Annotated in this window: 23 protein-coding genes and 1 other annotated feature; of the genes, 6 read left to right on the forward strand and 17 right to left on the reverse strand. The window is 32.6% G+C overall.

Translation table 11 applies throughout. From position 1 onward, the window contains the following. Positions 1-104 precede the first annotated feature (104 nt). From bsdE14_RS07630 to bsdE14_RS07640, 3 genes are all read right to left on the reverse strand, one after another. Positions 105-656: a flavodoxin family protein gene (locus bsdE14_RS07630; RefSeq protein WP_264849334.1), complete on the reverse strand. Its 552-nt coding sequence runs from the start codon at positions 654-656 to the stop codon at positions 105-107. A 10-nt stretch (positions 657-666) separates the two neighbouring features. Then, complete coding sequence (locus bsdE14_RS07635; RefSeq protein ID WP_264849335.1) at positions 667-1,107, reverse strand: MarR family winged helix-turn-helix transcriptional regulator; 441 nt, start codon at positions 1,105-1,107, stop codon at positions 667-669. A gap of 136 nt (positions 1,108-1,243) precedes the next feature. Further along, a complete protein-coding gene (locus bsdE14_RS07640) occupies positions 1,244-1,939 on the reverse strand; it encodes a cyclic nucleotide-binding domain-containing protein (protein ID WP_264849336.1) in 696 nt (231 codons plus the stop codon). 162 nt (positions 1,940-2,101) lie between these two features. On the opposite strand from bsdE14_RS07640, the gene bsdE14_RS07645 reads away from it, so the two are divergent. Both bsdE14_RS07645 and bsdE14_RS07650 read left to right on the forward strand, forming a co-directional pair. Then, entirely contained in the window at positions 2,102-2,524 is a 423-nt protein-coding gene (locus tag bsdE14_RS07645) for a DMT family transporter (protein ID WP_264849337.1), read from the forward strand. A gap of 12 nt (positions 2,525-2,536) precedes the next feature. Next, a complete protein-coding gene (locus bsdE14_RS07650; protein ID WP_264849338.1) occupies positions 2,537-3,010 on the forward strand; it encodes a DMT family transporter in 474 nt (157 codons plus the stop codon). Between the two features lie 32 nt (positions 3,011-3,042). Here bsdE14_RS07650 and bsdE14_RS07655 read toward each other — a convergent pair whose 3' ends face one another. The 8 genes from bsdE14_RS07655 to bsdE14_RS07690 form a co-directional block, all read right to left on the reverse strand. Then, entirely contained in the window at positions 3,043-3,342 is a 300-nt protein-coding gene (locus tag bsdE14_RS07655; protein WP_264849339.1) for a hypothetical protein, read from the reverse strand. Between the two features lie 10 nt (positions 3,343-3,352). After that, a complete protein-coding gene (locus bsdE14_RS07660) occupies positions 3,353-3,907 on the reverse strand; it encodes an accessory gene regulator ArgB-like protein (protein WP_264849340.1) in 555 nt (184 codons plus the stop codon). A 26-nt stretch (positions 3,908-3,933) separates the two neighbouring features. Then, a complete protein-coding gene (locus tag bsdE14_RS07665; protein ID WP_264849341.1) occupies positions 3,934-5,202 on the reverse strand; it encodes a sensor histidine kinase in 1,269 nt (422 codons plus the stop codon). A gap of 70 nt (positions 5,203-5,272) precedes the next feature. Beyond that, positions 5,273-5,404 (reverse strand): hypothetical protein, encoded by a 132-nt coding sequence (locus bsdE14_RS07670; protein WP_264849342.1) that lies wholly within the window; start codon positions 5,402-5,404, stop codon positions 5,273-5,275. A 220-nt stretch (positions 5,405-5,624) separates the two neighbouring features. Next, entirely contained in the window at positions 5,625-6,251 is a 627-nt protein-coding gene (locus bsdE14_RS07675) for a HutD/Ves family protein (RefSeq protein WP_264849343.1), read from the reverse strand. 34 nt (positions 6,252-6,285) lie between these two features. Next, positions 6,286-8,286, reverse strand: coding sequence for an alpha/beta hydrolase family protein (locus bsdE14_RS07680; protein ID WP_264849344.1), 2,001 nt, complete (start codon positions 8,284-8,286; stop codon positions 6,286-6,288). A 19-nt stretch (positions 8,287-8,305) separates the two neighbouring features. Beyond that, complete coding sequence (locus tag bsdE14_RS07685) at positions 8,306-9,211, reverse strand: hypothetical protein (RefSeq protein WP_264849345.1); 906 nt, start codon at positions 9,209-9,211, stop codon at positions 8,306-8,308. Between the two features lie 194 nt (positions 9,212-9,405). Then, the gene (locus bsdE14_RS07690) at positions 9,406-10,047 is read right to left on the reverse strand and encodes a hypothetical protein (protein WP_264849346.1); all 642 of its coding nucleotides are present in this window, start codon (positions 10,045-10,047) and stop codon (positions 9,406-9,408) included. Between the two features lie 311 nt (positions 10,048-10,358). Between bsdE14_RS07690 and bsdE14_RS07695 the strand changes: the two genes are divergently transcribed. From bsdE14_RS07695 to bsdE14_RS07705, 3 genes are all read left to right on the forward strand, one after another. After that, positions 10,359-12,863: an EAL domain-containing protein gene (locus bsdE14_RS07695; RefSeq protein ID WP_264849347.1), complete on the forward strand. Its 2,505-nt coding sequence runs from the start codon at positions 10,359-10,361 to the stop codon at positions 12,861-12,863. A gap of 78 nt (positions 12,864-12,941) precedes the next feature. Beyond that, positions 12,942-13,147, forward strand: a binding site (T-box leader). Between the two features lie 69 nt (positions 13,148-13,216). Next, entirely contained in the window at positions 13,217-14,494 is a 1,278-nt protein-coding gene (serS, locus tag bsdE14_RS07700) for a serine--tRNA ligase (RefSeq protein ID WP_264849348.1), read from the forward strand. Positions 14,495-14,875: 381 nt separating this feature from the next. Beyond that, positions 14,876-15,343, forward strand: coding sequence for a GNAT family N-acetyltransferase (locus tag bsdE14_RS07705; RefSeq protein ID WP_264849349.1), 468 nt, complete (start codon positions 14,876-14,878; stop codon positions 15,341-15,343). Between the two features lie 60 nt (positions 15,344-15,403). On the opposite strand, the gene bsdE14_RS07710 is transcribed toward bsdE14_RS07705, so the two are convergent. From bsdE14_RS07710 to bsdE14_RS07730, 5 genes are all read right to left on the reverse strand, one after another. Continuing rightward, complete coding sequence (locus tag bsdE14_RS07710) at positions 15,404-16,618, reverse strand: MFS transporter (RefSeq protein WP_264849350.1); 1,215 nt, start codon at positions 16,616-16,618, stop codon at positions 15,404-15,406. A 381-nt stretch (positions 16,619-16,999) separates the two neighbouring features. After that, on the reverse strand, positions 17,000-18,085 hold the full coding sequence (locus bsdE14_RS07715) for a sensor histidine kinase (RefSeq protein ID WP_264849351.1): 1,086 nt from the start codon (positions 18,083-18,085) through the stop codon (positions 17,000-17,002). Then, positions 18,082-18,771, reverse strand: coding sequence for a response regulator transcription factor (locus bsdE14_RS07720; RefSeq protein ID WP_264849352.1), 690 nt, complete (start codon positions 18,769-18,771; stop codon positions 18,082-18,084). The genes bsdE14_RS07715 and bsdE14_RS07720 overlap by 4 nt, the downstream gene beginning before the upstream one ends. A gap of 18 nt (positions 18,772-18,789) precedes the next feature. Beyond that, entirely contained in the window at positions 18,790-19,350 is a 561-nt protein-coding gene (locus tag bsdE14_RS07725; protein WP_264849353.1) for a class I SAM-dependent methyltransferase, read from the reverse strand. Positions 19,351-19,497: 147 nt separating this feature from the next. Then, on the reverse strand, positions 19,498-20,139 hold the full coding sequence (locus tag bsdE14_RS07730) for a TVP38/TMEM64 family protein (protein ID WP_264849354.1): 642 nt from the start codon (positions 20,137-20,139) through the stop codon (positions 19,498-19,500). A gap of 223 nt (positions 20,140-20,362) precedes the next feature. On the opposite strand from bsdE14_RS07730, the gene bsdE14_RS07735 reads away from it, so the two are divergent. Then, a complete protein-coding gene (locus bsdE14_RS07735) occupies positions 20,363-20,626 on the forward strand; it encodes a glutaredoxin (protein WP_264849355.1) in 264 nt (87 codons plus the stop codon). Between the two features lie 59 nt (positions 20,627-20,685). Here bsdE14_RS07735 and bsdE14_RS07740 read toward each other — a convergent pair whose 3' ends face one another. After that, positions 20,686-21,066 carry a VOC family protein gene (locus tag bsdE14_RS07740; RefSeq protein WP_264849356.1) on the reverse strand — a complete coding sequence of 127 codons (381 nt, stop codon included), beginning with the start codon at positions 21,064-21,066 and terminating at the stop codon, positions 20,686-20,688. Positions 21,067-21,072 lie beyond the last annotated feature (6 nt).

Here is a 21,072-nt window from a genome sequence, read left to right on the forward strand (position 1 = left end):
GTATTGTCTCCTAATCCTTTTATATATCGTCCTAATTTTAACACTTTTTAATATCTTTATTCAAGTGAAGTTTTAAAACTCTCTAAGGATCTTTTAATTATAAATTATTTAAAAAGAGACTTCCCAACTTTGTAAGCTTTAGCTATAGCTTTATTATCCTTTTCAGCAGAATTTGCCTCAAAGCACTTTGTAACAATAATATCCTTGTAATGAATCAATCCCATAGGCTTAAATATATTTCTCATATATCTAATATATTTCTTAAAGAAAAATGGAAAAGGGGCTGCCTGAGTATATACCATAACTAGTTTTTTAGTTCCAAATCTTGGCTTATGTTTTTCATCAGTAAAAGGATACAGTCTATCCATCATCATCTTAGTTTGCCCCGAAACCTGATAAATATATATAGGACTGCCTATTATAACCGCATCTGCTGTCTTTATATCTTCGTATATAAGCTTCATATCATCCTTAACACAGCAGCTATCATGCGTTCTGCAGTACATACAACTTTGGCAGCCCCTTATATTCATATCATTTAGATGGTACACCTTAGTTTCTGCCCCCATATCTTTTGCGCCTTCCATAACTTTATTAACAATGCATGTAACATTACCTGATTTTCTTGGACTTCCTACTATTCCTACTACTTTCATATTATTTCTCCTATTCTATTTTACCTAAAATATCTTTCAAATCCGTTAATGCAATTGCTAATTTTTCTAAATCCCTTTTGCTTATACTTGAAAGTTTCTTTTTTAATCCTTCTGTAACTATGTCTTTATGTTTTGATAAAAAGTCCGTTCCACTCTCAGTAAGCTTTATGTAAATGTACCGTCTATCCTTTTTATCTTGAAACCTTTCTACAAAATCTTTATCCACTAACTTTTGAACAATTGGTGTTACATTAGGCTTTGAAACCATAAGTGCCTTTGCAAGCTCAGTAACAGACATAACCCCTGTTTCCTCAAGTATGAACATAGCTTGAAAATGTGGCAAAGTTAAATCTATATCCTCATATATGTCATATTTAACTAGCTTTTTATTAAATAATGGTGGTATAAGAAACAAGCTTTCTACTATATCCTGTAGCTTTTTATCTTCCATAGCGCTCTCCTTATAAAAAACAAAATCAAACTTAGTTATAAAAATATAATAGTTATATATTTATAACTATTATATTGTAAGATTATGCTTAAGTCAATAAAAATAAAAGGGGCTAATACCCCTCTTAACTTTATACTTAATCATATAAATCTCCAGATAGTTCCTCTAACTTATCTCTATCGCTTATCTCATAGGAATCCTTATTTTTAACTATGCAGCCACTTTCACATAACTTGTTCAAGGTTCTAAGCAAATGTCTGTAGCTGGTTCCAAGCAGCTCTGCCATCTCTGTTAAATTGCAATCCTTGTGTAGACTATTGCTTATCTTTCCATCTGAAGGAGGGGTAACTGCTAGAAGGTAGCTGGCAAGCCTGTTTTCTAGTGGATATAGCAAATTTATTGAGCTATACTTTGACAGTCTAATGAGCTTTTCTCCCAGCCCCTCATTCATATACTGCAAAAACTTCGCATCTTCCAGTGCATATTTACGTATTTTGTGGAATTCAATTGCAATGCAATAGGTATCCTCTATCACCTGAACATTTGAGCTTGCTGCATTTAAGTTTAAAAATTCCACATCACCAATAACCATTAACGGCTTGTAAAAACACACCAGCAGCGACTTGCCATTGCCAAGCAAGGTGTACACCTTTGCCTTTCCATCTACGAAAAAGTATAAATACTCTATCTTTTCATCTATCTTGCAGATGTATTCATTTTTACTAAATAGGAAAAGCTCCATATACCTTTTCATATCCACACTGAAGATATTTTCAAGGTTATATTTTTCAATATAATATTCAATCCTATCTCTGTCCTTAATCTTAATCATTAAAAGCTCTCCTTAAAATATATTGAAAATTTAATGACTTATCTTATCCATCTATTCACATTAAATTTAACACATAACATTATACTTCACTATGACATATGTCATAATGGCTCCAGCAAATTTTATGCTAATCTTTAATAAAAGATCTTAAGGAGGTAATCTATGTACAGTCTATACTCAGCCTTCGTTGGAATGTTAATAACTATAATGATTGGTTTGAACGGAACCTTATCAAACCTTTTGGGAAATTACATCTCCAGTATAATCGTTCACTTTGCAGGTCTTGCTGCTGTTATTTTAGTATTATTTATAAAGAAAAATAAAGTAACCTTTAAGCGAGAAATACCACTATACCTTTACAGCGCTGGTGCAATAGGGGTTCTTATTTTACTATTTAATAACGTAACCTTTAATACAATAGGTGTATCCTTGACAGTAGCTCTTGGTTTACTTGGGCAGTCAGTTGCCTCTATAGTAATCGACAGTTACGGTTTATTTAACATGAAGCTTGTTAGGTTTAATAAGAAAAAAATATTAGGCTTTATGTTTATTTCAATAGGAATAATTATAATGACCATCTATTAAGGAGGATTTTATATGATTTATATAATAATAGCCATATGCGCAGGTGCTTTAGTTACCATATCCAGATTAATTAATTCAAACCTGGCAGATGAAATAGGGATTTTTCAAGGAACCTTCTATAATTATTTAGTAGGCTTAAGTGTATCCTTGGTAGTATTACTTTTCAGTAATGATTCTATACTAAAGGCTGCATCTAGCTTTTCTAAGGTACCGCTTTGGGCCTTTACTGGAGGCCTTGTAGGGGTTATAGTTGTAGCACTATCCAGCTACATAACGCCAAAGATTTCAGCCTTCTATTTAACTATTCTCACCTTCATAGGTCAGCTCTTTACAGGCATTATAATGGATTACTATACTCTTAATATTTTATCAATAGGTAAACTTATTGGAGGCCTTTTCGTGTTAGTTGGTCTAATTATCAATGTATTAATAGATAAAAAAGACTTAACTAAGAACCAAGCAGCAGTAAGTGCTGAAACATATTAAAAAAAGCTGTCACTTAATATGACAGCTTAATATTATTTACTACCTTTTTTAGGCTCTAAAATTGCAAGGATAATGCTGCTGCATAAGCCTAAAACAATTCCAAATAGCCAATCGTTTAGCTGAAACCTATTGGCAATAAAAATAAATATGAAGAATGCCAGCATAGAAATAAACCTAGTTACAGTAGTTTGTTTCCCGCTATTCTTTATATATGCATGTATTGGTCCAAATAAATTATATTTATCATTGGCCCATCTTAACAATTTATTTGTTGCTATAAACGCAGCCGCAAAAGAAGCTATAAAAATAATAGTTGAAATTAGTAAACTCATAAATTTCTCCTTACACAGTTCTTTTATTAAACATTAATAATGCTTGAAAAACTATTGTCCATAATATTGTATTAGAAATTAATTCATATTTGTAAAAAACAATTGATATAAGTATGAGCACCATTGAAATTATTATTCCAATAGCCCTGTTCCTTTTAATAAGCTCATCCCTAGTAAGCTGCATGGCAGGATTTATCACCGGGGCTTGCTCATATATACAATATAAGGATACCATACTTAATATTAGTTTAGCCACAAAATTTATACTCAAAGTGCTGCTTAAATAAATAATACTGTCAACAACCACCAGCGTTGCAATAAAGCACTTTATCTGACTATCCTCATGATATCCCCCTATAAAAGGTTTTACAATAGCCATGGCCACAACTGCTATAATAGCCTGCATGGAATGTCCAAGCAGGCTAAATGTAATAATAACACCTATAATCTTTATAATTTCAAATATTAACATTTTCAAGGCATACTCTACTTGCTCTGCCTCATCATTAGTATAATTATTTGCCTTTGAAATGAGCTGTGCCATTTTTTTTATAAACTTTCTCAAACAAACTCCACCTCATTTAACACAAACTATTGTTTATACGGAATTTCAATCTTAAACTCAGTCCATTCTTTATCACTGTCAATTGATATATGTCCATTACATTTTTTCATAATGTCGGCTACTATACTTAGTCCAAAACCTCTATCGCCGCTTTTATTGTCTTTTGTACTAAATCCAGCCTCAAAAATTTTCTGCTTTATCTCTTTAGGAATTTCAGGTCCATTATTACTTATACTTATAATAACACCTTCATAGATGCTATAGCTTTTAAATTTTATTGTAGGGTTCATGTGAGTTTTAAGTACGTCCACTGAATTTCTAACTATATTTGATAAAAGCTTAAGCAGCTCATTTTCAGTTATTGTTAAATTATCATAGTCACCGCCATCAAAAACAATAACGTTTACTCCTTCATTTACAGCATAATTCAATACTGAGGCAACCAGCGGTGTAGCTTGTACACTTAAATTTATTGCTGGATTCACGCCCTGATATCTTTCAACGATGCCTTTTAGTAATGCACCTATTCTGTCCATCTTACCCATTTGGTATAATCCATATAGACTGCTTATTTCGCTTCCATAATCATGCTTTATCTTTTTAAGCTCCGTTATTTTTTCATTTAAAGCTTCATTTAAAAGCTCTACTTCCTTTGATTTATCATTTATTTTTGCATAATATACAGTTGCAAATACAAAGCCTATAAATGCTGCTAAGTATAGACTTGCCTTAAACATTACTCCCATACTCTCTGTAATCCATTCCATATGTAACGTGTCCAAAAAAAGTAAAGCATAGTCTAAAAGCAATATATAAACTAAAGAATGCTTAAGCCCCTTCAAGGAAATAGCAGTATTAAAAATGTACTTTCTAAACTTATAGACTAAAAAATATAAAATCCAGCCTGGTATGTATATAGCAAAAATCAACTTTAAGTCATCAGAAATTGGCAAACTTAGTTTAGCTATAGCATTCTGATATACTGTAGTTAGAAAATATGACACTAACACAATTATTGTATACGCTAGCCCAAATCCCAGAAAACCATCTACAATATGTTTTCTATAAAAAATGATTGTAAGCAGTAACACAACAAACATCATTAAAAAGTTTGCAAGCGGCCCATTGATGCCGCTATATGTAAAAAACACTATATCTGCAAATACAGTTACCATAAAGGCATAATATTTAACTTTCGAAAGTTTATTATCTCTTGAAGCTATACTGTTAGGCGTCCAAACAAATATCAATGTCTGCAAAATAGTGGTCAGGATGTCAAAAACCTTTAACAACATTTATTAACTCCCCCTAATTCAAAGCGCGTAAAGCGCCGGGGCAAAATTGCCCCTACTGCACTTTTAACTTTTATCTCTTGTTTTTAATGGATTGAGGAATTTCTTCTATCCCCATACCACTGGCTGATGCAGGTCCTACAGCTACAAACAATGCCGCAATACCTAAACAAAATGTTCCAATCAGGTTATAGAGTTTTTTCATAAAAACGCCTCCCATTATTTTTTTCAAACTAGCTCCTTTTATTATACAATATTTTTAACTAATTTTGAATACGATTGCTCAATTTTGACAAAAAAAGTAGTATACTGTCGAGTTTTATAAAATATTAACAATAATTTATTGAAACTTTGAAAAAAAGGTACCTCAAATATGAAATACCTTTTTCAGAGCTGCATATCTGTAAACTATCGCCATAACTTTCCTACTTTGCCGTGTACACTGTAGCCCTTATTATTTTTAATTCCCTATCTCCAATATTATAAAGTTTTACTTTAGTGCCTTTTTCATTTATTGGAGTTTTTATATAAACTAAATCTTCTTCAAAAAGCTTTAAACTTTTATCATCATCTATACATATCTCTGCCTGTCCCTCTACGCAGTACAATACCTCTGAAATATCTGTAAAATCTCCATTTACACTTTCAAACGTTAAATCTAAGTCTCTTGATGTTCCTATTTTAATAGCTTCAATATTTCCTGCGCAGCCTTCAGCCATCATAAGATTAAAGTCTGTTACTCTGCCAAAGCTTTTGGTCGTCCAAGCTCCACTAAAGCTGTCTTGTTCAAAAGGCTTCAACTCTACACTATGATGACCTTCATGCTGAAGTAGAAGCTTGCCCTTAAGTATCATGATTATCCTAGATATACCAGGTAAGTTAGTGAATACAGATTCCTCATCCTCAACCTTTGCAGAGCTTAATCTCCATTTAAAGTTGCGCTTAGCATATTCAGCATTTGGAGGAAATATTAATAGCTCCGTTGTAGTTCCACCTGACCACTTACTTGTAACCTGCTGAGACTTTCTTATAATCTCAATATCAGCGCTCATATAGTGTCCTCCTCGCATTATTACCACAGCAGTTCTATTTTAAATATTTATTAAACCACCCTATGATTTCCTCAAGCCTTCTCAATCTATGCTTTGGTTTTCCACTTCTGCTGAGCTCATGGTTTTCTCCCCTAAACATACACAATCTAGATTCAACGCCATGATATTTAAGTGCTGTAAACATTTGAATTCCTTCAGCCAACCAGCATCTATAATCTTCCTCAGAGTGCAGGAATAGTGTTGGGGTTTTTACTCTATCAGCATATTTTAATGGAGAATGCTGCCACAGCTTTTCATGGTCTCCCCAAGGTGTAGCTAAATTCTGGTCTTCTACAAAAAAGTATCCTATATCTGTAGTGCAAAATTTAGAAATCCAATTGGATATGCTCCTTTGAGATGCTGCAGCCTTAAATCTGTCCGTGTGCCCTATTATCCAATTTGTCATAAAACCCCCATAGGAACCACCAGTAACTCCTATTCTTTCAGCATCAATATAACTGCATTTCTTAAGTACCTCATCAGCAAATATCATCAAATCATCATAATCTATAGTGCCATATTTTCCTCTTATATCAGCAAACTCATTACCTTTTCCATCACTTCCTCTTGGATTACAGAAGAATACTGCATAACCTTCACTTGCAAAGTACTGCATTTCATGGAAGAAAACTGTACCATAAACTGTTTTAGGTCCTCCATGTATATCAAATATGGCTGGATATTTTTTATTTTCATCAAAATCTACAGGCTTTATAACCCATCCATCTATAATCACTCCTGGTGCTGTCTCTACACTAATTCTTTCAGGTGCTGATATATTCCTTTCTTCATAAACCCATTCATTAAAGCTTGTGACCTTTCTTTCTTCACCTTTTTCTATAAGGTATAGCTCTTGTAATTTATTTGGTCTCATTGCTATAAACATTATGCTGTCACCAAAAATACTTATTCCGTCTACAGAGCCTTCAGCTGTAATAATTCTATCCATATATCCAGTACTGTTAATGCTATTAAGGAAAGAACTGTCTCCTTCTGTAGTTACAAAATAGAGCTTCTTGTTATCCACCTGTTTAAGCGCAGAACCTCCAAACCTGCAGTCTGATCCAACAGAATTGGTCATTGCTACATCAAGCTCTGGAGTTAAACAGCTACTTTCCATAGTATTTAAATCAGCTATATAGAATTTTTCATTTTCATTTAGACCATATTTCTTCATATCAGTAGCTGTTATTATTAATTCATCCTTTGATAAGAAGTCTGCATAATAATGGCATAGCTCCTCAGCTTCACAGATTTCATTTAATTGATTACTTTGGATTTCATAAACTTTTATTTTATTAGTCAATTCCATCTTGTCTCTAAAGCTGGAGCAGATTATTGCAGCCTTTGTTTTATCCTCATTCAAATTAAATAAATCCACATTTTCATGCTCATCAGTAATTGCCTCTAGTATACCTGCTGCTTGATTGTATATGTATAATCTTGTCCTCTTTTTACTTGTAAAACCACCGCCATTAGCCCAAAATGGTATTTCCTCTAACACCTCATAGTCCTTTTCTTCTTTTCTCTTCTGCAGTTCTGCACTCTTCTCGTCGCCATCTAATGAGTTTATGTCCTTATGGTTTATATTAAATTCTGCAGTAAAAATAAAAGTATCTTCATCAATGATCCTTATATCATTTACCTTTTTAGGTATTCTACAAGCTTTAACAGCCTCTCCTCCATGGATGTTTATCTTATAATACTGGGTGAATTCCTCTCCAGCATCCATCTTTTCCTTATCCTTTGCATCTCTGCAGTCTTGGAAAAGTATATTTTCGTTGTCCATCCATAAAAAGCTTCTCTCACTATCAAAGGAAGTAAGCTTAAAGCATTTTTCATTTTCTAAATTAATTATCCATAGATTTGAAAGATATTTGTTATCTTCAACATTGCTTTCATGAAGTACAAAGCATCCGTGCTTTCCGTCTGGCGAATGCTTTATCCCTGATAAAAATTTGAATCTACTAAAATCATCAATTTTAACTTTTTCCATAATAGTCCCCCATTCTTTTTTATATTCTTCCAAAGGCCTTTAAAAGAATTAAATTATCTAATGCTATCTTTCCAGACCACTCCTTCTTAGCTAACTCCCATTGTTCATTAAATCTTCCCCAGTTCCAGTTAGGTGTCCAGCTGCCTTCTTCATTTTGACTTTGTATTATATAATCCAAATTAGAACTGATTTGTTCTCCAGTAAAAATCTTTGCAAGCTCATCAGAGGGAGAATGAATATAGGACAATGGTCTTGCCACATAATCCGTCCATTTTTGATGATCAAGCTCTACTTCCCTAAGAATAGGCTGTTCTAGTATATGAAGCATACTAATTTTCTCATTCTCAGGCAAAAATTCTGCCATCCTTTGATAACAAAATATATCATGCATACTAAGACTATGATTATTTTCATTTAAGTATTTCATTGCAGCATATACTGCTTCTTCTAATAGCTCCTCAGGCACAAGCTCCTTAAACTTGATGAGATATCCTGTAAGCTCTACAGCTGGATTAGGCATGTATTTATTTTCCTCATTGGAATCAAAGTTCCACCACATAGCCCTTGGCACTTCATTAATCTCAGGAGGAAACCACAGCCATCCATTGAATTCTTTTTTATAGTTCCTTATTAAAAATTCGATTCCCCTTTTCACCATCATATCTTCGGCACTTAAACCAAGCTTACATATAATTTGGAAGGCTACTGAAGTTGCAAGGCAATTAGAAACTTCAAGTGCTGCATCACTTTCAAGTGAATGCCCAAAGCCACCATCCTCATTTTGATACTTTGACAGAGCAAGTAATACAGCTTCTTTACTTCCACCTTGGAAGTAGAATTGAAACATTGCTCTTTCTAGTTCTCTGCCCTCTCTAAATATGTAGTCTTTTGCCCTCTCATAATTTTCTTTGGATAATCTTACCACTCTCGTCACCCCTAACTCAAACATTAACTCTTTTCCATAAATAACCTTACATAATAATTATTATGACATTTGTATGGCTTTTTTTAAATAGTTTTTACAAACATTGTTAGTAAATTCACACAAAAATCTGAACATTCCTAAATTTTTATGCTAAAAAGCGTAGAAGAATATATCCTTCTACGCTTTTTCAATGTTTAAAAGTCATATTTATTAAGCAATTCTTCAGCTGAGTTTTTTAAGTCCTCCAGCGTACCATCATTTAAAACAACCTGATGACACTGATTATTTATTATATATGGTACATCCACCTCCGTATTGTGCTCAGAGCTGCTATTTTTCACCATTTCTTCTCCGTCTCTATAGATAAGTCTTTGTTTTCTGACCTCCTCACTTATCTTAACCCCAACTATTAAAAAGTTTTTAGACTTCCAGTATTCTAAATCTGTTAAAGTACGACCTCCCACAATTATTGGCAGTTCATCATTTCTTATAATAGAAAGCTGCTCTAAAATGGCTTTATCAAAAGCTTCGCCTTCTAAGCCTCTATTGTCAAAACCGTATTTCTTCTGACCATTCTCATATATAAGAGCTAATATATAATCGCACATAATATTAATGTCTAAATCTCTAAGCTTATCAGCAACAGTCTGTCCTATGTATCTTTCTTTTCCCCTCCAAATTGGATTAACCTTAGATACCTTCATCATTTCCCTGCATAATACACTAATTTTATAGATTTTTGCCTTATCTCTCAAAACACAAAACTGCTCAGCTAGTGCATCTTTTCCCGCACCCATTTCACCAAAAATAACTATTCCATTATAAACCATGTCCATTCTTCCCTTCTTCAGTATTTGAAAATATATAAATCATTGATATATTATACGCTTTATCCATCACAACATAAAATTGTACCATAAAGTAACTAAGTATCCCATATGCTTTATATTTATTTTAATGGCGTATTTACCCTACATTGAGTTCACTATTAAATGCTTTTCAACACATAATGTCAAAATCCTCCATAATTTTACTAAAAATTCTTATTTAAAGCTGTTTTTTCTTGTAAGAAAATTACATCACATGTATAATTGAATTATATGAAGCCATATAAAAATATCACAACTCGCAGGGATGGGTGAAAACAATGAGAAAGTTTCTTAATACAATATTTTCTTTTTTTAAAAGTATTAGAAGTAAAATAATTCTTTCCATAGCACTTACATCTGTAATTGCTTCCTTATCTGTTGGATTATTAAGCATGAAATTCAGCACAGCAACGGTAAACCAGGAAGCAAATCAAAAGCTTAATTATATGGCTAAATCTTATGCCAATTATTTTGACAAGTACTTCAATGACGTTACTAAAATAGTAGATATTTTGCAATATGACCTGCTAGAAAATATAGATGAATCTAAAATAAATGATGATGCGTACCTAGAAAAACTAGTAAAAAATATAGAACCAGCTGTAAAGAGCCAAGCTCAGAATTCCTTGCAAGGGAAAACGGCATATATTTATTTTAATCCTGAACTCACCGGCAATGTACACGATATATACTATGCTGACCAAGATGGCGATGGTAAAGTTGAGAGGCAAGGTGTTCTTTCAAAGGACTTTTATAACAAAAATTCAAGCAGCTCAGAGGATAAAGCCTGGTGGTTCATTCCAGTTTCTACTCATAAGGAATATTGGACAAAGCCTTACAACTGGAGGCTGGACAATGGACGAGTTCAAGAATTTGTATCCTATGCAAGGCCAGTCTATGTAAAGGATAAGCTTCTCTGTGTTATAGGCAGTGACTTTACCTATGAAAACATAAGTGAAAAAGTAAATGATATGAAAATATATGATTCCGGTTATTCGTTTCTTCTAGATGACAATTATAATATAATCTTACATCCTAATTATAAAGATTATAAAAATATTACAGATATTAACGAAGGACAATTTAAGCAATATATAGCTAAGTTAAGTGGAGAAGATTCCTCTGTATTCAGCTATAAATCGCCGGATAATCACGATAAGGCAGCTGCTTTAGCCAAGATGAATAATGGCTGGGTTATAGGTATTATTGCGGACGAAAGTGAAATACTCAGCAGTATACTTTCATTAAAAAAGCTACTTTACTTTTTTATACTTGCGCTATCTATATTTTCAATTATTTTATCCCTTCATTTAGGGAATGCCATATCAAACCCTATAATCTCTATTTCTAATATAGTAAGAAACATTGGAGATATGAACTTTAGCATTAAATTGCCTTCAAAGTACTTGAAAAGGAAGGATGAACTGGGAACACTAGCTTTATCCTTGAAAGTCATGAGTGAAAAAATAGCTGAAGATGTTGAAGAGATAAATCACCAAAATCATATACTCAAATATGATACTTTAACAAATGCGGTAAATAAGGACTATTTTAGGCAGCTTGTTAATCAATATATTAAAGATATTGAAAATAACGTGACAAGAGCAGCAATGGTGATAATTAACATTAATAACTTTAGAGTAATAAATGAGAGTATGGGCTACGAAACAGGAAATACTCTTCTTTATGAGGTTGCTCAAAGACTATTTTCAACTATTAGTCACCCGGATCTATTGTCAAGAACCAACGGAGATGAGTTCACTATATTCTTTAAGGAAATAGAGGATCAGTATGACTTAATCAATAGGATTGACAGGATTTTCTCCTTATTCAATACTCCCTTTAAAATATACCATGAAGAAATTTTTGTATCCATAAGTGCTGGAATAAGCCTTTATCCAGCAGATGGCACCTATCACGAGGAGCTGTTTAAAAATGCAAGTTCAGCTATAAATCATATAAAACAAAGCAAAAAGAATGGCTACGAGTTTTACGAAAAAAGTATTAATAAAATAACCACAGAAAAGTATGAAATCATAAATAGCTTGAGGTTTGCCTTAAGCAGAAATGAATTTGAACTATATTATCAACCTCAAATAGATATTCACAAAAATAAGCTTATAGGAGTTGAAGCACTACTTAGATGGAATAGTCCTAATGGTGCTATACCACCTAGTAAATTTATTCCTCTTGCAGAAGAAACCAATATCATTGTACCTATAGGTGAATGGATTATAAATGAAGCTTGTAAAATGGGAGTTAGGCTTAAGAATTTAGGCTTTCCAATTGCAGTTGGAGTTAATATTTCTGCTATACAATTTAAGGAAGCCTATCTTGTTGAGGTAATCAAAAAGACTCTCAATGAAACAGGGCTGCCACCTGAAGCTCTTGATATTGAAATTACAGAAAGTATTTTGATGGACAACAATGTTACAACCTGCCGAATTCTTAAGGAGCTTAAAGAAATTGGAGTAGGCTTATCTATTGATGATTTCGGAACCGGATATTCATCTTTAGCCTATCTTAAGAATTACGTTGTAGACAGACTAAAAATAGACAGATCCTTTATAAAGGATATACCTGAAAAAGATGACGGAACTATAGCGAAGACTATAATAACTCTTTCAAAGAGCCTAGGAATTAAAGTAATAGCAGAAGGAATAGAAGAAAAAGAACAGCTTGATTTTCTCAGAAGAAATGGCTGTGATGAAATTCAGGGGTACTATTATTGTAAACCAGTTCCAGAAGACAGACTTATTGATTATATAAAAGAGTTTAAATAAAAATATATGTTTATTTTTATTTAATTTTTGATATAATAAAAATAATACCAAAGTTATCTAAATATAATTTAAAAATAATAAACAGTGATAATAAAAGCTACGATTTATAACTTTCTTCAGAGAGCCGATGTTTGGTGTGAATCGGTGAAAGATTAAATCCTTCCACTTTTGGAGCTGTCGATGACGAATCGAAAGGTTGGTACCCTTTATCCTACTTTAGAGTGGCTGGTTCATATTATGTGCCGGCAATTTGAGTGGCAACGCGGATTACTTCCGTCTCATTTATATATGAGATGGAAGTTTTTTATTTTTTAAAAATCAAATAAATTAATATATTTATAGGAGGAAAAAACATGTTAGATTTAAAATTCTTAAGAGAAAATCCTGAAGTTGTTAAGCAAAATATAAGGAATAAGTTTCAAGACAGTAAGCTAGGCCTCGTAGATGAGGTAATAGCTTTAGATGCTGAACTTAGAAATAAAAAACAAGAAGCTGAAACCTTAAGAGCAAACAGAAATAAGATTTCAAAGCAAATAGGGGGCCTCATGGCTCAAGGAAAAAGAGAAGAAGCTGAGGAACTAAAGAGACAGGTTACAGCAAATTCAGAACGATTAGCAGAGCTTGAAGTAAAAGAAGATGAACTAGATAAAAAAGTTAAAAACATTATGATGGTAATCCCAAATATAATTGATCCAAGTGTTCCTATTGGTAAGGATGATAGTGAAAATGTAGAATTAGAGCGCTTTGGTGAACCTGTAGTGCCTGATTTCGAAGTTCCATATCATACTGAAATTATGGAAAAGCTAAATGGTATTGATTTAGACAGTGCTAGAAAAGTTGCTGGTAATGGTTTTTATTATCTAATGGGAAATATAGCTAGACTTCATTCTGCTGTAATTTCTTATGCAAGAGACTTTATGATAGACAGAGGCTTTACATATTGTATTCCTCCTTTTATGATCAGAAGCGAAGTTGTTACTGGAGTTATGAGCTTTGCTGAAATGGATGCCATGATGTACAAAATCGAAGGCGAAGACTTATACCTAATAGGAACTAGTGAGCATTCCATGATTGGTAAATTTATAGATACCATATTACCAGAAAGCACACTTCCACAAACCTTGACCAGCTATTCTCCTTGCTTTAGAAAAGAAAAGGGTGCTCATGGCTTGGAGGAAAGAGGAGTTTACAGAATTCATCAATTTGAAAAGCAAGAAATGATAGTTGTATGTAAACCTGAAGATAGCATGAAATGGTACAACAAGATGTGGAAGGATACTGTAGATTTATTCCGTTCTATGGATATTCCTGTAAGAACCATAGAATGCTGTTCAGGGGACCTTGCAGACTTAAAGGTTAAATCTGTGGATGTAGAAGCTTGGTCTCCAAGACAAAAGAAATACTTTGAAGTTGGAAGCTGCTCCAATTTAGGTGATGCACAAGCACGCCGTCTAAAAATACGTGTAGACAGTGAAAATGGTAAATATTTTGCTCATACACTAAACAACACTGTAGTAGCTCCTCCAAGAATGCTAATAGCTTTCTTAGAGAACAACTTAAATGAAGATGGATCAATAAATATTCCAGTTGCATTAAAGCCATACATGGGCGGCATGACAGTAATTAAATAGTGTGCCACGGGGACGTTTCGTCTGGCACAAAACTAACAGAATGTGCCCAATGGGCGTGACCTTAGATACAAAACTAACATATTATTAATAACAAAGCGTATCATAAATGCATTTCAGTGTATTATATGATGCGCTTTTTTGAATTGGCGTAAAGCATCATTGACTATTTAAAAGCACAATGATAATATTATTACATATAAATACATTTTTATAATAAAATGTAACAAGTCTTGATTGGGGTGATTTATTATGAAATATCCATCTCTAAAGGTGCCATCAAATTCATAGCAAAGACTGCTATGAAGAGATTATATTATTAGCACATAAAATTACTTTAAAGTAGTCTTTGCTTAATTTTTATATATTATTAAGGAGGCAAAGATGATGAATATTGAATTTAAAAAGCCAACAGAAAATGATGCTAAGAAAATTGCTACATGGAAGTATGATGGTATATATTCCTTTTATGATAATGATAAAACAGAAGCTAAACAGCAGTGGGTACTAAATATACATAATGAAGAAAATACCTTTGTTATGTATAATGAGAATAATGAATTAATAGGAAACTGTTCCTTTAGCTATGATGATGAAGAAAAAGAATATATGCTTGGAGTACAGATGCGGCCAGATTTAACAGGCAAAGGTATGGGTACAGAAGTAGTAAAAGCTATATTGAACTTTGGCAGAGAAACCTATAAGTTTAACGAACTGGTTTTGCTTGTTGCAAAGTTTAATAAAAGAGCTATAAAAATATATGAAAGATTAGGCTTTAAAACTATTGAAGAATTTATGTTGCATGTAAACGGTGAAGATAAAGAGTTTTTGGCAATGAAGATTGCCTGGTAAAATAGTATAATAATTGAAAAAGAAAAGGCATGCTAATAGTATGCCTTTTCTTAATTTTGCCTAAAGCTTCTCAGTGCTTTCAGCACTTTTCTTATTTACTTTTACTAAAAGTGTATAGCTATTTATAATTACTAATACACTTCCTAGTGAACCTAAGGCTTTGAATGCCACGCTTAGTGAATATCTATCACCTATCATACCTATGAAAGGAAATAGTGTAATCATGAAAAAGCTAAACACCATACTGGAAAAAGAAAGAATAGTCGCCCTGTTTTCACTTGGAATCATTTTATTTATATAATCACTTATAGAAACATATAGGATTCCCTCCATAAGCATAAGTACTATAAAGAATATATAGTGAAAGCTGCTTAAAGCTACTCCCCAAATACAAGCCACTGCTACTAGTGGTATCAAAAGAAGCAATCCCTGTTCTTTTATTTTTTTCTCAATTCTATGAACCTGCGTTGCTACTAAGGCGGAACCAAGAGAAGATACAGCATAAATAATTCCTATTACAGCTTCGCTATAGCCGTCTCCCTTTAGATAGTTCTGCAAGTAAAAGAAAATACAGGTACAAAAGGCCATTACTATTTCAGTAAATATTATTAAAAATCCTATTTTAGGCTTATCTATAATTACCTTAATACTAGCCTTAAGCTGTTTTACAAAAATATTCTTATTATCTCCCTTTGCTTCTATTCTCCCAATACTGGGCTCTTTAAAAGTAAAAGACTGCATAATATTTATTGAAGCTATAACTATAGTCAATACAAAGGCTATATTATAGCTTTTTGTTGCTAAATATCCACCTACAAAGAAGGAAATGACACTTGCTATCTGGTAGAAGAATTCCTTTCTGCCTGATATCTTCATATAGCTGTGTTCTTCCCCTATCTCTTTCAAGGAATCGTATACTAATGCATCGCCAGCACCTGATTCTAGGTTATAGGACAGTGCAGTAAACACAAAGGATATAGCAAACCATAGGAAGCTGTTTGCTGCCAGTAATAAAATCACACTTACTAACGAGAATATCCTCCCTAAAATTCTGCTTATTTTTCTTCCAAATATATCTGCCACGGCACCAGTAGGTACCTCCATAGTAAAAGAAGTTATATGAAATATAGTTTCTAGTAGTCCAAGCTGAGTAAGACTCATGCCTTTACTAGCTAAATAAATCATCCATATTCCACGGGTTAAATCTATATTTTGCAATAATACAAATACGTAATTTTTATTAATATTTTTTCTAAGCTGCACATTGTGCTCCATTTTAAATCCCCCTCAGATACGTTTTTTAGAAGCCTTGCCCACCCTTCCAATGTGCCCAAAAATATTATATAAACCTAAAAATGCATATAAAAATACCCCTAAGTAGAATTATACTTAGAGGCTTATCTTCGTCTAAATATTAATAAAGAGAGTAAATTCTACACTATCAGGCTTACATATATTTAATTTTGGACGCACTTTCCCCAGTGATTCCAAAATTACCTGTAATAGCATGTGCAGTAGCCATAAAATCTAACATGCTAGACCTGATAATAGCTGACATTTTTCTCCCTCCTCTTTAAAATCATAAAAAATCAAATTGTATCATATTAATTTTATAGTATTTTAGCTATAACATCAATATAAATTTCAAAATATTTCTTAATTTTTCAATTTTAGCTTTACCTTAAAACTGATGATATTCTCATTTTTCTCTGCCCATATATCTCCATGATGCAGTTCAACTATTTTTTTAGCAATAGCAAGCCCAAGGCCTGAGCCCTGCACTCTACTAGAACGAGATTTATCAATTCTATAAAACCTTTCGAACATTTTATCTGTATCTTCTTTGGTTATATTTTCTGCTATATTAGAAAAGGTTATTACAGCATTTCCATCTAAGCTTTCTACATCAATTACTATATCTGATGGCTTATAGCTGTATTTTTCCGCATTGCTTAGAATATTATCAAAAACTCTTACTATCTTCTCTATATCCGCATTTACTATTAATTCTTCCTTAGGCATATGAGATACAATATTTAATCCTTTCGCCTCAAATATAGGAATATATTCTCCAAGCAGCTGATTAATTAGCGCACATATATCTATATCACTAAGCTGCAATTCTATGTCACTATTAGAAAGCTTTGTATATTCAAATAGCTCATCAATAAGCTTTTTTAACTTTATGGAGAGACTGTAGGTTGAGCTTAAATACTCCTTTTGTTCCTCACTGCTCTTAACTGATTCGCTTGATAGAATATCAAGATATCCTATAATAGATGTAAGTGGTGTCCTTAGATCGTGTGACACATTAGTTATAAGTTCAGTTTTGGTTTTTTCTAATTCCCTTTCCTTTTCAAACCTATTTTTAAGTTCTATTGACATAGAATTTATATTTTTGCAAAGCTCTGCAAGCTCATCATTGCCTCGTACTTCCAGTGTTGATCCAAGTTCTTCAGATGAAATCCATTTTACCTTATGAGCAATATATTTAATATATTTTATCTCTCTATTCACAAGTACTAAGAATGTTACGGTGAATATTGCAATACTTAATGCAAATATAATTGCTACTAAAACGTTGTATATGGTTACAGTTAAGCTCTCTCTGTTCTCTACAATATATTTAGTTATAAAAACATTAGATAATACCCATAATGCTGCTAAAGATATAAAAAAGCTCAAAGCTACTTTGAATAAAAGCTTAGCACTAAGGCTTCTTCCGACTACATTGCTTCTCATATCTTATAACCAACTCCCCATATAGTTTTAATATATATAGGCTGCTTTGGATCGGCTTCTATTTTTTCTCTTATCTTTGTTATATGAACCATTACAGTATTATCTGACTTATAATATTCCTCACCCCATACCCTGTCATAGATCTTTTCTATACTAAAAACAACACCTTTGTTTCTTGCCAAAAGCTCCAGTATATCAAACTCCTTAGGAGTAAGTCTTACATTTTTATTTCCTACCAGCACTTCTCTAGTATCAGTGTTTATAGTTAAGTTTCCAATTTCGATAATATTCTTGTTTACACTTTGCACTGCAGAATATTTTGTGTACCTTCTTAAGTTGGATTTCACCCTAGCTATAAGCTCCATGGCATTAAAGGGTTTTGTTATATAATCATCTGCCCCTGAAGCTAACCCTTGAATCTTATCCAGTTCTTCAGACTTTGCCGATAAAAATATAATTGGCATGACAAGCTGTTTTTCTCTAATCTTCATGCATACCTCTATACCATCCATTTCCGGCATCATAATATCTAACAGTATAAGGTCAACTTCAGTGTCTTCAATGCATTTAAGAGCCTCTATTCCATTTTCCGCCTTTAATATTTCGTAGCCTTCATTAGCTAAATATATACCTGTAACCTTTCTTATCTCAGCATCATCATCTACTATTAGTATCTTATTTGACATAATTAAGCTCCTCTTCAATTAAGCATTTTTACATCTCAAAACATAAGCAGGTGGAAGATTTAATAATACTCTTCCATAGCTTACACTTTTAAAATAGCCTGCTATATACTCCTTCTTCAATAGCGTATACTGGAATGTAATAAATATCCCATCTCTTTTTAATATTTCTCTAGTATTGTTTAATATATTATTGGAAATGCTTTTGGGCAGGCTTGCAAAAGGCAATCCCGAAACAATATAATCTACTCTCTCAATGCCGTACTTTTCTAAATGCTTGTGTATTTTTTCTGCGGAATCATTTACTATAATAACATTATCATAACCGCTATATTTTTTCACCAACTGTTCGCAGAATTGCTGATTATACTCTAAAAGTATCAATTTCGTATCCTTGCTTTTTCTATTAACAAGTTCCTCAGTAAAAACTCCCGTACCAGGACCATATTCCACAATACATTCAGCACTGTTGAAATCTATGCCCTTAACCATTTCCTTAGCAAGCTTTTCCGAACTTGGCGCTATAGCTCCTATAGTTCTAGGTGATTTAATATACTCTATTAAAAAATTAATCCATTTCATACTAATCCATACCTCCTGTGCTTTCCAAATCATAATTAACTTACAGGCTTAGTATAAAAGTTAAAGATTAATATTCTATTTGAAAAAATCTTAAGAATCCTTAAGATTATATTCAAAATAAAAAGGGCCTAATTTAAGGCCCGTAAATTAAACTATCTTATATTGTTTTTGTTCTCTATTCCATAGATAAATAGAGTAACAGCTAATAGCTAAAACCATGCTTCCTATAATGAGTGAATTATTTAACGAAGATGTAACACTATCTCCTAGAAAGGAGTATAAAATAGCCATTGGTATATTAGCAATAACTACTGTCACTATGAACCTTCCATACCTGACGCCTGTAGAACTTGCTAAAAAGCAAGCTACATCTGAAGGAGCCAAAGGACACAAAATTCCAAGTGCCAATATTCTTGTATTATTTCTAAGGAGTAATTTGTATACCTTAGGATATTTATTTACTAGATACTGTTGAACCTTAGCTGCAAGCATTACTTTTGATAGTATGAATATTATAGTTTCACTAAGGATTACTGAAATCAAGGTAAGGAAGAGCCCCTGCATTGGAGTAAACATTATTCCTCCTAGAATCATAAAGACTGCACTTGGTATCAATGCTAAAACTCTAAAAGTTGATAAAGCAATAAATAATAAGGTCTTGTACTCACCATGATTCTTAAAAAAGTTACTAAGTTTATTCATATCCCCATTTAAAAGATTTAGTTTAAAAAATGCATATATTATCGCTGCCCAAACAACTATAATTAAAACTTTACCAAGCTTTCTCATATTTTTCACCTCGTACATTTTATAAATTTAAGTTTGCTTATCTTAAGCAAACTTACAATTCAAATTGTACAGGTGAATTATTAAAAAACTATCTCAATAATTATTAAGATTTCTTAAGTGGTTTATAAATAAAATTGTGAATGTAATATTGTTATGAATTTATACAAATACTAGTATAGTGTTCATAAAAAGTTTTACTTAATTTAAAAGGACGGTGCTATAAATGAAACCTATACTAATGTCTGTAAGAGAAGATTCTCCTTACTGCAAAGAAGCTATCCTGTGGATGGAAGAGCTAAAAAAAGAAAACCATAAATACTTAAACCTTGATATTAACTTTGTTAAAGACAGCATGTATTCTGGAGTAGGTGAAGATGCCTATGAAATGTCTTTTGTCCCTACCCTCTATGTAGGTGGAACAAAAGTTCATCAAGGAACTGTTACAAAAGATACCATTAGAGAAGTGTTTGATAAAGCACTTGAATAATAAAAGAAAAAGGACGTTTTCCTGCCAGTAACCTGTGGCAAAGGAAACGTCCCTATTTATTATTTATCTTCACGTAATAAAAAGCTATTTCCGTCCTGGTCTTCAAATGAAAACATCTTTCCGTAAGGCATTTTCATTATATCAGAAACCTTAACTCCCTTAGCCTTCATTTCGTTATAGGCCTTTTCTACATCAGTAGTGCTTAATAGTATAGATGGATGACCAACATTAGTTGCAGGATTCTGAGTCATCATTAAATTCTTATCGTATAAAACAAAAGATGTAAATTCACTTTCGCTTGGACCTACTTCTACCCATTTCATATTTGGTCCCATTGGCTGTTCTAATTTAACTACAAAACCTAATTTTTCAGTCCAGAACTTTTTTGCTTCTTCTTGGTTATTAACATAAAGTGTTATTTTGCCTATTTTATCAATCATTTGTTA

The sequence above is a fragment of the Clostridium omnivorum genome (genome assembly GCF_026012015.1).
Taxonomy (GTDB): Bacteria; Bacillota; Clostridia; order Clostridiales; family Clostridiaceae; genus Clostridium_AX; species Clostridium_AX omnivorum.

Bases quoted from the DNA above. Each gene is read 5' to 3' on its own strand.
- bsdE14_RS07645 (WP_264849337.1), top strand. From the start codon at position 2,102: ATGTACAGTCTATACTCAGCCTTCGTTGGAATGTTAATAACTATAATG.
- bsdE14_RS07725 (WP_264849353.1), bottom strand. From the start codon at position 19,350: ATGAAATGGATTAATTTTTTAATAGAGTATATTAAATCACCTAGAACT.
- serS (WP_264849348.1), top strand. From the start codon at position 13,217: ATGTTAGATTTAAAATTCTTAAGAGAAAATCCTGAAGTTGTTAAGCAA.
- bsdE14_RS07730 (WP_264849354.1), bottom strand. From the start codon at position 20,139: ATGAGAAAGCTTGGTAAAGTTTTAATTATAGTTGTTTGGGCAGCGATA.
- bsdE14_RS07630 (WP_264849334.1), bottom strand. From the start codon at position 656: ATGAAAGTAGTAGGAATAGTAGGAAGTCCAAGAAAATCAGGTAATGTT.
- bsdE14_RS07665 (WP_264849341.1), bottom strand. From the start codon at position 5,202: ATGTTGTTAAAGGTTTTTGACATCCTGACCACTATTTTGCAGACATTG.
- bsdE14_RS07720 (WP_264849352.1), bottom strand. From the start codon at position 18,771: ATGTCAAATAAGATACTAATAGTAGATGATGATGCTGAGATAAGAAAG.
- bsdE14_RS07655 (WP_264849339.1), bottom strand. From the start codon at position 3,342: ATGAGTTTACTAATTTCAACTATTATTTTTATAGCTTCTTTTGCGGCT.
- bsdE14_RS07695 (WP_264849347.1), top strand. From the start codon at position 10,359: ATGAGAAAGTTTCTTAATACAATATTTTCTTTTTTTAAAAGTATTAGA.
- bsdE14_RS07710 (WP_264849350.1), bottom strand. From the start codon at position 16,618: ATGGAGCACAATGTGCAGCTTAGAAAAAATATTAATAAAAATTACGTA.
- bsdE14_RS07705 (WP_264849349.1), top strand. From the start codon at position 14,876: ATGATGAATATTGAATTTAAAAAGCCAACAGAAAATGATGCTAAGAAA.
- bsdE14_RS07650 (WP_264849338.1), top strand. From the start codon at position 2,537: ATGATTTATATAATAATAGCCATATGCGCAGGTGCTTTAGTTACCATA.
- bsdE14_RS07635 (WP_264849335.1), bottom strand. From the start codon at position 1,107: ATGGAAGATAAAAAGCTACAGGATATAGTAGAAAGCTTGTTTCTTATA.
- bsdE14_RS07680 (WP_264849344.1), bottom strand. From the start codon at position 8,286: ATGGAAAAAGTTAAAATTGATGATTTTAGTAGATTCAAATTTTTATCA.
- bsdE14_RS07690 (WP_264849346.1), bottom strand. From the start codon at position 10,047: ATGGACATGGTTTATAATGGAATAGTTATTTTTGGTGAAATGGGTGCG.
- bsdE14_RS07670 (WP_264849342.1), bottom strand. From the start codon at position 5,404: ATGAAAAAACTCTATAACCTGATTGGAACATTTTGTTTAGGTATTGCG.
- bsdE14_RS07675 (WP_264849343.1), bottom strand. From the start codon at position 6,251: ATGAGCGCTGATATTGAGATTATAAGAAAGTCTCAGCAGGTTACAAGT.
- bsdE14_RS07640 (WP_264849336.1), bottom strand. From the start codon at position 1,939: ATGATTAAGATTAAGGACAGAGATAGGATTGAATATTATATTGAAAAA.
- bsdE14_RS07735 (WP_264849355.1), top strand. From the start codon at position 20,363: ATGAAACCTATACTAATGTCTGTAAGAGAAGATTCTCCTTACTGCAAA.
- bsdE14_RS07740 (WP_264849356.1), bottom strand. From the start codon at position 21,066: ATGATTGATAAAATAGGCAAAATAACACTTTATGTTAATAACCAAGAA.
- bsdE14_RS07715 (WP_264849351.1), bottom strand. From the start codon at position 18,085: ATGAGAAGCAATGTAGTCGGAAGAAGCCTTAGTGCTAAGCTTTTATTC.